Annotated in this window: 9 protein-coding genes, 1 tRNA gene, 1 pseudogene and 1 CRISPR repeat array; of the genes and pseudogenes, 9 read left to right on the top strand and 2 right to left on the bottom strand. The window is 53.5% G+C overall.

Going from position 1 to position 11,685, the window contains the following annotated elements:
- Positions 1-144 precede the first annotated feature (144 nt).
- The 5 genes from MOY_RS11340 to MOY_RS11320 all read left to right on the top strand — a co-directional run bounded on the left by MOY_RS11340 (position 145) and on the right by MOY_RS11320 (position 6,263).
- Entirely contained in the window at positions 145-810 is a 666-nt protein-coding gene (locus tag MOY_RS11340; RefSeq protein ID WP_009099813.1) for an ABC transporter ATP-binding protein, read from the top strand.
- Complete coding sequence (locus MOY_RS11335; RefSeq protein ID WP_009099811.1) at positions 807-3,290, top strand: ABC transporter permease; 2,484 nt, start codon at positions 807-809, stop codon at positions 3,288-3,290. Before MOY_RS11340 ends, MOY_RS11335 begins: the two co-directional genes overlap by 4 nt.
- Positions 3,287-4,438: a lipocalin-like domain-containing protein gene (locus MOY_RS11330; RefSeq protein ID WP_009099809.1), complete on the top strand. Its 1,152-nt coding sequence runs from the start codon at positions 3,287-3,289 to the stop codon at positions 4,436-4,438. Before MOY_RS11335 ends, MOY_RS11330 begins: the two co-directional genes overlap by 4 nt.
- Positions 4,439-4,782: 344 nt before the next feature.
- Positions 4,783-6,114 carry an ATP-binding protein gene (locus MOY_RS11325; RefSeq protein WP_009099807.1) on the top strand — a complete coding sequence of 444 codons (1,332 nt, stop codon included), beginning with the start codon at positions 4,783-4,785 and terminating at the stop codon, positions 6,112-6,114.
- A gap of 72 nt (positions 6,115-6,186) precedes the next feature.
- A tRNA-Arg gene (locus MOY_RS11320) sits at positions 6,187-6,263 on the top strand.
- 611 nt (positions 6,264-6,874) lie between these two features.
- Here MOY_RS11320 and csm6 read toward each other — a convergent pair.
- The gene (csm6, locus tag MOY_RS16715; RefSeq protein WP_009099805.1) at positions 6,875-8,110 is read right to left on the bottom strand and encodes a CRISPR-associated ring nuclease Csm6; all 1,236 of its coding nucleotides are present in this window, start codon (positions 8,108-8,110) and stop codon (positions 6,875-6,877) included.
- Between the two features lie 180 nt (positions 8,111-8,290).
- Between csm6 and MOY_RS11310 the strand changes: the two genes are divergently transcribed.
- From MOY_RS11310 to cas2, 4 genes and pseudogenes are all read left to right on the top strand, one after another.
- The gene (locus MOY_RS11310; protein ID WP_009099803.1) at positions 8,291-8,515 is read left to right on the top strand and encodes a hypothetical protein; all 225 of its coding nucleotides are present in this window, start codon (positions 8,291-8,293) and stop codon (positions 8,513-8,515) included.
- A 3-nt stretch (positions 8,516-8,518) separates the two neighbouring features.
- Positions 8,519-8,797 (top strand): CRISPR-associated endonuclease Cas2, encoded by a 279-nt coding sequence (locus MOY_RS11305; RefSeq protein ID WP_009099800.1) that lies wholly within the window; start codon positions 8,519-8,521, stop codon positions 8,795-8,797.
- 16 nt (positions 8,798-8,813) lie between these two features.
- Positions 8,814-9,751, top strand: a pseudogene (gene cas1 / locus MOY_RS17780) (CRISPR-associated endonuclease Cas1).
- A complete protein-coding gene (gene cas2, locus MOY_RS11295) occupies positions 9,748-10,071 on the top strand; it encodes a CRISPR-associated endonuclease Cas2 (RefSeq protein ID WP_009099792.1) in 324 nt (107 codons plus the stop codon). The pseudogene cas1 and the gene cas2 overlap by 4 nt, the downstream one beginning before the upstream one ends.
- 120 nt (positions 10,072-10,191) lie before the next feature.
- Positions 10,192-10,909: a CRISPR direct-repeat array (repeat unit 36 nt; unit sequence GTCCGGATCCTTCCCTGACTTTGAAGGGATTAAGAC).
- 63 nt (positions 10,910-10,972) lie between these two features.
- On the opposite strand, the gene MOY_RS11290 is transcribed toward cas2, so the two are convergent.
- Complete coding sequence (locus MOY_RS11290; RefSeq protein WP_009099791.1) at positions 10,973-11,683, bottom strand: macro domain-containing protein; 711 nt, start codon at positions 11,681-11,683, stop codon at positions 10,973-10,975.
- Between the last annotated feature and the right edge of the window lie 2 nt (positions 11,684-11,685).

Raw genomic sequence — 11,685 nt, 5'->3', positions numbered from 1 at the left:
TGCCAGGCGCACTAGCATCATGTCCGCCACCAACGCAACCAAAGGCTATACAAAAATAAAATCAATCTTCACATGCGTATAGGTTTAACCACTTCTTTTGGGGCTTTGCTATAGTGATGCTTAAAGTCCCTCAGGAGCGGCGCCATGTTAGCCCTGCAACACATCAGCAAAACGTTCAGCACGCCGCAGGGCGATATTCATGTGCTCAACCACGTTGACCTAACCCTCCCGCAAGGAAGCAGTGTGGCGCTTATGGGCGAATCAGGCAGCGGTAAATCGACCCTACTTCACCTTGCCGCGGGGCTAGATACGCCGGACCACGGTAGTGTCACTATCAATGGGCAGACGCTTTCTGGCCTGAATGAGACCGCACGCTCTGCACTGCGCCGCCAACAACTGGGGCTTATCTTTCAACAATTCCATCTGGTGCCCAGCTTAAACGTTGCCGATAATCTTCGGTTGCAAGCACGTCTTGCGGGCCGAGAAAACCCCGAATGGAGCCGCCACCTGCTGGAACGATTAGGGCTTGGCGGACGAGAATCGAACTACCCAGAGCAACTCTCCGGCGGCCAACAGCAACGCCTTGCCATTGGCCGCGCATTAGCCGTTCGCCCAGCGTTGCTATTAGCCGACGAACCTACGGGCAACCTGGACGAGCAAACGGCAGATATTGTACTCAACCTGCTATTAGCACTCGTTAAAGAGACGCAGTGCGCCCTACTGATGGTGACCCACAGCGCGCGCGTCGCCGCCCCACTCGACCGCACCTATCGGCTTCACCTAGGCCAACTGCAGGAAATGAGCGCATGATAGGGCGCGTGCTTATTACGCTACTGAGCCACTACAAGCGCCACCCGGCACAGCTTGTAATGCTGCTGGTGGGGCTGTGGGTGGCCAGCGCCCTATGGAGCAGTGTTCAAGCGATTAACACCACAGCAAAAGAGAGCTATGCCCGAGCCAATGCGCTCTTCAGCGCTGACACCGACCAGCTTGACCGACGTAATGGTAACCCGCTAACTATTGACGACTATTTAACGCTTCGTCGTGCAGGCCTCCCCGTTTCGCCGCTGCTAGAGGCCACCTTCACGCATAATGGCACCCGCTTTTCCGTACTGGGCATTGACCCTTTCACACTGCCCTCCTCAGGTGCTGGAGGTGATGGGTCTCTCAACGATTTCATCACCCCACCTTGGCAAACACAGCTAGCGCCAGACACCTTGCCATCCTTAGGGCTTCGCCGCGAGGAGGCCACAGGCGCAACGCCTACTGTTGCCGGGCAGGCGCTACCGCCCCTTACACTGCGTAACGACTTACCGCCTGACACGCTCATCATGGATATTGCGGCGGCTTCCAACCTGTTTGGTGAGCAGGCAACGCTTAGCCTGGCATCCGCTACAGGAGCGCTTGACCAGCCGCCGGATGGCTACCGGATAACCCGTGCAGCCAATCTGGCGTCACCAGAGCAGCTTACCGATAGTTTCCATCTTAATTTAACGGCCTTAGCGCTACTCTCGCTGGTGGTTGGGCTATTTATTGTTCAAGCCGCTTTAGGGTTGGCCATGGAACAGCGCTTAGCCACGCTGCGCACGCTACGCGCACTGGGCGTGCCAGCCACCACCTTAACGCTCGCCATCCTCATGGAGCTGCTCGTTTTTGGGATACTCGGCGCTTCTCTTGGCCTAACCAGCGGACTTTGGCTCGCCGGAAAGCTTCTACCAGACGTTGCGAGCACTATTTCCTCGCTCTACCGAGCAGATGTTCAACAGTCGTTATCGCTCCCCTGGCACTACTGGCTCGGCAGCGTCGCGATTACCCTGGGCGGTCTACTGCTCGCCGGCAGCGGAACGCTGTGGCGCGCGGCACGATTAAATGTACTGGCACTCGGTCACGCCTTCGCGTGGCGCAGCGGCTATCAGCGCCAGCTCACGCGTATGCTAAAAGCAGGCGGCTTAGCGGCTCTGCTCACCCTTGGCCTGGCATTCTGGCTGAGTAGGCTTCCCGCTGGCAGCGGTCTGGTGGCGAGCTTTAGCCTAGTGGCGGCGCTACTGCTGACCTGCGCCCTGTGTTTACCGCCGCTACTCTATGGTGTGCTTCACACCCTGCAAAAAGTATTGCGCCGCTTTGCGTTAATGCAGTGGGCCGTGGCCGATATGCAGCTACAGCTGCCTCGTTTATCGCTTGCCATGGTGGCGCTGTTGATTGCACTGGCAACTAACCTGGGGGTGAGTAGCATGGTAGGCGGTTTCCGGCTGACGTTTTTAGAGTGGCTAGACCAACGCCTAAGCGCGCCACTCTATATCAATGCCGTGCCGTCGACATTAGCCCCACTGAACGAGTGGCTGCTAACGCAAGAGAGCGTAATGGCAACGTTACCCACCGCAAGAGGAAGTACAGACCTACTGGCCACACCTTCACCCACCAATACTGAATTAACCTCCCAAGGCACGGTTACGCTGTTTGGCGTTAGCTCCTCGCCGTTATTAACCGCAAACTGGCCACTACTGGACACTCACGACGATGCCGCGTCCGCTTGGCAAGCGCTAGGTAGCGACAGCGTCTTTATCAACGAACAGATGGCGATAGCGCGCGCCCTGGCACCGGGCGATACAGTGACACTCAATACCCGACAAGGCGCTGACAATTTTAAGATAGCCGCTATTTACCCTGACTACGGCAACCCCCAACAGCAGATACTGCTAACGGTAGAAGCGTTAACGCAGCGCTTTGACGGGGAGCTAGCTTCAATCGGTGTTGCCCTAAACGAGAATGCCGATGAAGATCAGTTTCGCCAGACCCTGATGAATGAATTCAACCTCTCCGCCGAAGCACTAGTGAACCAGCAAGAAGTTAAGCGGATCGCCACCCAAATTTTTGAGCGCACTTTTAGCATTACCCGCGCCCTTAATGGGTTAACGCTCGGCGTGGCTGCTCTGGCGCTACTCGCGACGCTGCTGGCCCAGGCGCATCAACGACAGCGCCAGCTGGCAGCCCTCTGGGCGCTGGGCGTTCCTCGCGCCACGCTGGTGAAACTACCGTTACTTCAGCTGGGCGGGCTTGCGCTATTAACGGGCCTTATCGCCTTACCGCTTGGTATCGCCATTACCTGGTTGTTAGTGGCGGTGATCAACGTCTCCGCCTTCGGGTGGCGGCTCCCACTGCAGCTATTCCCGCTGGATATCGTCACAATGCTACTAACGGCAATTGGCGTTGCTCTACTTGCCGCTGCCCTGCCCTGCGTACAGCTCTGGCGCACGTCGCCCCGCGCCCTACTCAATGAGGGCAACACATGAACAGACACTGGTTAAGCACAATAGTGTTTAGCGCCCTGGCGTTAATGAGTCTCAGCGGCTGTAGCGAAGGCGGCACTGAAAGCTCGCCGCCTGCTCAGGAGGGCTTTGCTGGGCTTGGCGCACAGGCAGAAGGGTTTGCCCACGCTGACGCTTCTACGCCGCTGATGTTTCCTGACGATCACGGCCCCCACCCTGATTATCGTATTGAGTGGTGGTACCTAACCGCTAACCTTGAAGATGAGTCAGGTGAACCTCTAGGGCTGCAATGGACGCTCTTTCGCCAGGCGTTAATGCCGCCACAGGAGCGGCCCTCCCCATCCCCTTGGGCCAGCGACCAAGTATGGATGGCGCATATGGGCATCTCACAACAAGACACCCATCTCGCCGCGGAACGCTTTGCACGCAGCCATAGCGCCCAACCCCAAGGGCAAGCCGGCGTAATCGCTCTTCCTTTTCAAGCGTGGATTGACGACTGGACGCTGCAAAGCCCTTCAGATGATAACTTTGAACGCTTCACCCTAAACGCCTACAGCGGTGAAGGCGAAGAACGTTTTGGCTATGAACTTACCCTACAGGCAGAAGGCCCTCTAGTATGGCACGGCGAAAACGGGTTTAACGCCAAGACCGTGGAAGGCCAAGGCTCTCACTACTACAGCCAGCCCTTTCTAACCGTTAAAGGCAGCGTAACGTTGAACGGAGAAACCCATGAGGTTCAGGGCAACGGCTGGCTGGATCGGGAGTGGAGCAGCCAACTGCTGACCCCCGAACAAACCGGTTGGGACTGGTTTTCGCTGCATTTAAACGACGGCCGCAAGCTAATGGCCTACCGACTAAGAGGCGGAGGTGAAAACGGTGGCGACTACCTGTTCGCTCACTTATTTGATGCCGAAGGCAATACCCAGCAAATAGGCACCGATATCCTGACACTCACGCCTCTTTCCACCGCACGCGTGGCTGAGCGAGATATTCCCACCCGTTGGCAACTAACACTCCCCAACGCTGAGATTGATATGACCATTGAAGCGCGCCACCCCAACCGCTGGATGCCCACCAGCGTTCCCTACTGGGAAGGCGACGTAATCGTACGCAGTACACCGACCCAAGAAGAGATCGGCGTTGGCTACCTTGAAATGACAGGCTATGAGTAGTTTTGATGACCTGGATTGACTGATACTCGCTTGACCAAGCAAGGAGAGTCGATTGATCTATGCAGATTTGTAAGCATGTTTGGGAATGTCTCATAGGATGAAGACTTCGTGTGCCGTGTCCTAAGGAATTATTGGTTAACTTGAGTAAACTACCACACTGTCCCCGCTGTGGAGGATCCGCAAGAAGACCTGCAGCTAAAGGCGCTTCCGTTTAGTCCAAACAGAGCGCAAAATCAAACACTTTCATGCGCATAAAAATGCTATATTTTACACTTTTATGCGCATGAAAGTGTTTATTGAGCTATACTGTATACCAGTAAGCCATTTATGAGCAGGACGATACTATGCAGCGTACTTTACTCAACGCCTTAATAGCATGGAAAAAACAACCTACGCGTAAGCCATTACTGATTGATGGCGCGAGGCAAACGGGTAAAACTTTCTTGCTGCAGGAGTTATTTGGCAACACCTTTACCAACATCCTCCGTATCGACTTCCTGGAAAGTCCTGCTTACAAAGAAGCGTTCGATGGTTCACTGTCACCTGACGACCTGATGATGAACATTGAGCTACTGACCAACCAGACATTTAACCCAGAAACTGACCTACTGATCTTAGATGAGATTGGTGAGTGTGAACGCGCCGTTACGGCACTAAAGTATTTTGCCGAAAAAGCGCCGTCTTATTTTATCGCCGCCAGTGGCTCAAACATTGGTTTGCTCAATACCTTTCCTGTTGGCAAGGTAGAACAATACAACCTACGCCCGCTAACCTTCCAAGAATTTATTTATGCATCACAGGAACAGGCGCTGATCAAAGCCTTTGATAGCCAAGCAAACACACCGGCAGTCCACACTAAATTGATGGATAAACTGACAGATTACTTTTTTACCGGTGGTATGCCGGAAGCAGTAGCTACTTGGTATCAATATAAAGACTCGAGCATTTTAGAACGCGTTGAAAAGGTGTCTAAAATTCATGCTGATTTAGTCGAAGGCTATCGTCGCGATTTTGGCAAATATGCGGGCAAAGTTGATGCAACGCTGATTGAATCAGTATTCAACAGCATTCCGTCACAGCTGTCTCTGGTTGCCGATGCGTCCGTTAAACGTTTTAAGTTTAAACATGTGCATGAGCGTAAATCACGTTATAGCGATTTTGAGACCGCCATCCATTGGTTAACATGCTGCCGACTGGCCTTGGCGAACTACCCCACTGAAGGTAAACCAAGATCACCTCTGGCGGCCTATAAAAAAGCGAATATGGTGAAACTATTTATGTTTGATGTTGGGCTGCTCAACCACATGTTGGGTAGCAGTTACAAAGAGCTCAAACAACAAAACTATGAGTACAAAGGGTATGTGGCAGAAAATTTTGTGCAGCAAGAGCTCACGGCCATTGGCGTCGATCCAAGCTATTCGTGGAATGACGCACGCGCCGAAATTGAATTTATTTTAGCAACGGATGAAGGGGGCATTGTCCCAGTCGAAGTCAAAAGCGGGAAACGCACACGAGCCAAATCACTGGCGTCCTACATCGAAAAATGCTCACCAAACAAAACATTTAAGCTAACGGGCACACAGGGTTCCTCAGCCCTAGCGCAAACCAATATTGTGATGCCCCTTTACTATACCCAGTTTTTACAGCAGAGGGTCGGGCTGGAGAGTGGCAGCTAGACCCCACCCAACTCCCATAAACCGATGCGGTTGGCCGTGGCGCTGTGACGCGCTATACTACGCGCGCCATAAGTCCCTGTAGCTCAGTAGGATAGAGCAGCCGCCTCCTAAGCGGCAGGTCGCAGGTTCGACTCCTGCCAGGGACGCCATGTAAATCAGTGAGTTATACTTTCCCTTCCTTTGAAGCATCTGCGCTTTTTGCTTCGGTTCCCCTAGTGGTTCCCCTAGTTTTGCAAGCATTAGGTTACTTATGATGGCCTTAGCCGCTGACTGTAATCTCAGATTGGCTTTTGCTGCTGTGTCTGTCTGTGTCTGGAAAATTTTTATTTGCGCTGCGTTTTTGGGGGGCTTATTTCACGCGTCAGTGGTTGTCCGCCGTGGAAGCGTTTTGTGGACGCACGCCCGAGCAAAGGTACAACTGGCTATATGCACCGTTTAATGAGGTCTCTGGAGTTAACATCCACCCACCCGACGACTTATCCACCAGCCCACTCATGCGCTACTTGTCGTTAATCCTTGACTACGCCATGCAGCAGGGAGGGACGTTTAAGGCGACACCCAAAGCCAATCTTCCAACCGCACTGGTCAAGCCGGCGCGGTTCACCCTCGCCTGGCCAGATACGCCCTCATCCAATCCTTCGTCGATTGCCTTTCCCGCGAGCTCTCCATTAATGCGCATCCTTTCCTTATCAATATCCATGCAAAAAAGCGTACTGCCTGTATACGGGAAATGCTGGCTCAGCCGTTGAGCCGCCTGCGGCTACTCCTCACTCAGCAGGATCTGCTCCGGGTCAAGGTTCAGCCCATACCCCCCTCCCCGGCGCGTACGGGTGTGCTTAATGCCCGCACCATCAAAATACAGCCCAGGGGCTAGGCGTGTAGCGATGCCTGCCGGGAGCTCTGCAGTCAAACGACGTTTGATACGGTTGGTTGCCTGGCTAACATCCAGCCCGCGCAACATGCTGGATTCAAAATCCACCGACCGGATACGAGCCGCCTCCAAAGTAGCTACGTGTTGATCAAGCCACTCTTCCACCTGAGGCCGCAAGTCCCGCTCGGCGTCATAGGGCAAGCCCAGATGAACCGCCAGACGCGCCATCACCGCATGACCAAAATATGCCGTGTTCTCGCTACCGTCATCAGTATGACGCCGCAGAGAACCATCGTTTTCCCGGGTTGCCCGTGCCACTACCTCATACCAACACCAGTCAAACAAGCCAGCAAAAGCCAGGCGGTATACACACTCACCCTCTGCCAGTATCTCCAGCTGCTGCTCCGACGCATTTAGCCGGATACCAAGGCGATGCGACTGCGCACCCAGGTTGATCAGCTCCACCAGCTGGCGAAAACGCATCCGCTTACCATTAGAATCACCCTGTTGCTGCAAAAGGTTCGGCAACTGATCGCGCTGACGGATAAACGGAATATCCGCCAGGCTGACATCCGCTTTTGCCGCATCCCATTGGTTACCGTGACGATCAGTGATCCATTGTGTAGTAGCGGTCGGAAAAAAGAACTCGGGATGGCTCTCATAACCCTCGCTCACTAGCACATGTGACATGCGGTCACCTGGGCGCCCGAACAGGCTCATCGCATAGCCTAGATAAAAGGTCATCGTCTTGCGCCCTCCAGCAATGGAGGCATGCAGGTCAATACGTTCGTCTGCTGTCAATTCACGTACGGTCTGCATAATAAAATCGGCCAATGCCTCATGATCCGCGAGTGTTCTGGCATCATCCACGGGGTTGCCCTCGGCATCCGGCACGACATCAATCCGCACTTGTTCACGAGAAAAGTCTGGCCTTTCTAGCTCTTCACATAGCGACGCTAGTTTTCGGTCCGCCAACAAACTCTGCTCCAGCACTCCTTTACCTACCTCAGTAGTAATGATGTGAATACGAGACGGCCAGGGGCTGCGTTGACGATGCAGACCATACAGCGTTTCAGTAATCACCTGCGGGGTCATGCCGGTAACAGCAAGAAGGGTGAGGGACATAACATCTCCATGTCAGATAGGGCCAATTTTTAGTTTGCTTAAGCAGAGCCATTCTAGCCTGCTCGCTTTAGGCGTCCACTAGCAAAAATTTTTAGCAGGCCATCCACAAATTTTCCTTTCTCCTTTGTTGTTTTGCGATTCAGCACACTGACAGTAACTTGCTCAACCAGGAGACACCCAATGGCGACACACGGCCAAGGGCTGAAAAGGCTCTTACGTGCTAGGGCTAAGGCGCTGCGAACTTTTGATCAGCGGCTAGCCGATACTCATGAGCAACGTTTGACCCAGAGCCAGGAGTCACTGAAGCGAGATACCCGCGCCACCTGGCAGAAGGTAGAGAGACATTTAGCCAGGATGAATGACCTCGCGGCAGGTGATTCAAATGAGCGTGTGGGCAAGCGGTGATACATGGCGTTATCCGCCTGGGTCGTGGCCTATGACATTCACGACAACCGCACGCGTTGTCGCTGCCTGCGTGCCCTGCGGGGACATGCCGAGGGGTATCAGAAATCCGTGTTTGAAATGCAGGAAAAACGCGATGAAATGCTGGTCTGGCTGGACACCCTGGCTTGCGAACTGGATATCCAAGACAGTCTCTTTGCTGCCCGCACCCTGCCTTACCAGCATGCTTGGCAACTGGGCACCGGTTTTTGTTCGCCCAGTGGCGATTTATTGGTGATTAGCTGACCTAGAGGTAAACCACATGAGCCGAGTCATTCTTGACCGTCGCAAGCTGTCCCTGGAATACACCACTGATTGTCTAATTATCCGCGAGCCGGAACAGCCTCCTCGCAGCCTGCCGCTATCACGCATGACTCAACTCATCTGCATGCACAGTGTTCAAGTGACCACGCAGCTGGTAGGCCAGCTGCTCCAGCGCGGCATCGACTTTATCGTGGTCAATCAGCGCCACGCGGATAACAGCTTCTCGCTCTATGCCAACCACAGCCAGCAAGCGCACCGGCGCAGCGTGCAATATCACTGGCAATCCCATGCCAATGACCGGCTGATATGGTCTCGGCATCTAGTCAGCCACAAACTCAAAGTCACTGCCAGTGTGCTGCGTGCCCAGGGGGAGACTGCCAACACACCATATACCTCCATCATGACAGGCGTAACACAGGTCCTTGACACCCCCAACGAGGCCACTCTGCGGGGCTGGGAAGGCAACGCCAGAAATCCCTGTTTGCCTTCTGGCGCAAAAAACTGCCTGCCTCGCTGGGGTTTCAGCAGCGCCAGCGCCGCCCGCCGCCAGACCCGGTCAACGCGACTCTTTCGCTCAGCTATGTGCTGGCTTATGAAGAAAGCGTTCGTCAACTCAAAAAAATGGGGCTCGACCCAGAGCTAGGCTGCTACCACCGACTGGTCAGTGGCCGAAAATCGTTGGCCTGCGACTTGATGGAACCCCTGCGCCCACGCATTGAGGCCTGGGTGGTCGAGTTGTTCAACGAGGGTATTCTCACTGGCCGGCATTTTTCACCGCCTAGCGAGCGTGGTTGCTGGCTAGGCAAAGGTGGGCGGGAAATCTACTACGCGCATCTGGACGACGCCCAGCGTCAATGGCGCCGCTGCCTAGCCGGGTATGCCCGCACTTTGGCGCGTAAAATTGACCAACACCGCCTACCTGAGGAAGCCCTATGAGCGATACACAATGGCAGATCATCGTTTATGACATCCGGGACATTAAACGCCTGCGCAAAGTGCATGGCCTGCTCAAGCGTTGCGCCTTTTCCCTGCAGGCCTCCGTCTTTGCATGGCATGGCACCCCCCGCCAGCTACAGCGGCTCAAATCGGAACTCGCCCTGGCGATAGACCCAAAGGCCGACGATGTTCGCGGTTATCCGCTGTTGGCCGAACACAATATCGTTTGGTGGGGAAAGATGCCGTTACCCGCGGGGCTGCATATCGAAGGCTTTCCAACGCTTGAGCAGCGCGGTTTTTTCGGGCAAGATGCCCCTTGAGGCTCATTAAAAATCCACTTAGCACATCCAAGGAAAACAAGCAAACTTTTCATGGCAAAAACAGTCATAAAATTTCGCTTCCAACCCTTTGATAGTCAACGACTTTTTAAAGGCCTCGGGGTCCGGATCCTTCCCTGACTTTGAAGGGATTAAGACTGAGTGTTTGGCATGATCCAAACCTCTTGATCGTCCGGATCCTTCCCTGACTTTGAAGGGATTAAGACAATTTTCGGCGCTCAGGATTTTCGAGATTCAGTCCGGATCCTTCCCTGACTTTGAAGGGATTAAGACATTTTGATGGAAACGGTCTGAATACCATTTTCAGTCCGGATCCTTCCCTGACTTTGAAGGGATTAAGACCTTAGTGGTATTAGTAGGATAACGACGCAATATGTCCGGATCCTTCCCTGACTTTGAAGGGATTAAGACGATAGCCGCCCACTGCTCAATGTCTTCGTTATGTCCGGATCCTTCCCTGACTTTGAAGGGATTAAGACTCCCCTTAGGAAGGTAGGGTCATCGTATTTAAGGTCCGGATCCTTCCCTGACTTTGAAGGGATTAAGACCGTCGCCGGAATCGCCAGAGCCATTAGCATCGTCCGGATCCTTCCCTGACTTTGAAGGGATTAAGACAACCGACGATGACGGCACAGACTAGATACACCTGTCCGGATCCTTCCCTGACTTTGAAGGGATTAAGACTCGCTGGGTGGACTCCCAGGTCGTACAGGAAAGTCCGGATCCTTCCCTGACTTTGAAGGGATTAAGACTGCGCAAGTCGATTCCACCCCTCACGGGTTAGGTCCGGATCCTTCCCTGACTTTGAAGGGATTAGCAAGGGAAAGCCTTGGCCGTTCGCCTAGTGGCGTAGTGCCAAGAACCGTACTTACAATATTCACCATCAATTAGTCGCGGATTCAGCCGCAAACAGATCGTGAGCTGTAGCGTCTGGTGCCTGCGCGTAACGAAATGCTTTTTCCAACGTTGCTAGCCCAACACCTTTTACTTGCAATAACTGGTTAAGCTGAACAATGTCATCTCTTTGCAAGGCCTCACGTAGATTTTCCAGTGCTTTTGGCTTCAAACCACTCGCGTTTTGGATATGGACACTGGTTTCGCGGAGAAGGCGCGCTTTGAAGCGTTCAAATACGTCATCATGGGCAGTGGGATCATAGCGGTACACTTCTATATGCAGGCCTTCATGGCCGTTCGCTAAATGCTCTTGTATAAGGCTTAGGCTAATCTCTGGATCAATCCCCCCTTTATCGGCACCTAGCAGCGGCATCGCAATAGAGCGGATTCCTTTCTGGGCATAAGTGGCGGTGAATTTTTCTAGCCCTTGACGTAGATAAGCCTCCTTTGAGGGGTAGCGCCAGTGTTTCTTGGTCGGAAAGTTTAAGATCCAACGGCTATCCGTTCGGTACAACCATAGCCTGCCAATATCTAACTGGCCTTTTTGACAGATCTCTACATATCGCTCATACATTTTCGGATAGCGCAGGCGGCACTCTAACGCAATACCGGCACCCATCACGCCAACGCAGTTAACAGTATTCACTATCGTCTGACAGTCACTGGTAAATATATTGCCTTCAATAATATGAAAGGCCATGG

It is taken from the genome of Halomonas sp. GFAJ-1 (assembly GCF_000236625.2).
Classification (GTDB): domain Bacteria; phylum Pseudomonadota; class Gammaproteobacteria; order Pseudomonadales; family Halomonadaceae; genus Vreelandella.
Note: the sequence above shows the minus strand (reverse complement) of the source record. Positions and strands in the feature narration are given on the sequence as shown.

Coding starts and splice junctions, on each gene's coding strand:
- MOY_RS11310 (WP_009099803.1), top strand. CDS start 8,291: ATGGCGACACACGGCCAAGGGCTGAAAAGGCTCTTACGTGCTAGGGCT.
- MOY_RS11305 (WP_009099800.1), top strand. CDS start 8,519: ATGGCGTTATCCGCCTGGGTCGTGGCCTATGACATTCACGACAACCGC.
- MOY_RS11290 (WP_009099791.1), bottom strand. CDS start 11,683: ATGGCCTTTCATATTATTGAAGGCAATATATTTACCAGTGACTGTCAG.
- cas2 (WP_009099792.1), top strand. CDS start 9,748: ATGAGCGATACACAATGGCAGATCATCGTTTATGACATCCGGGACATT.
- MOY_RS11330 (WP_009099809.1), top strand. CDS start 3,287: ATGAACAGACACTGGTTAAGCACAATAGTGTTTAGCGCCCTGGCGTTA.
- MOY_RS11340 (WP_009099813.1), top strand. CDS start 145: ATGTTAGCCCTGCAACACATCAGCAAAACGTTCAGCACGCCGCAGGGC.
- MOY_RS11335 (WP_009099811.1), top strand. CDS start 807: ATGATAGGGCGCGTGCTTATTACGCTACTGAGCCACTACAAGCGCCAC.
- MOY_RS11325 (WP_009099807.1), top strand. CDS start 4,783: ATGCAGCGTACTTTACTCAACGCCTTAATAGCATGGAAAAAACAACCT.
- csm6 (WP_009099805.1), bottom strand. CDS start 8,110: ATGTCCCTCACCCTTCTTGCTGTTACCGGCATGACCCCGCAGGTGATT.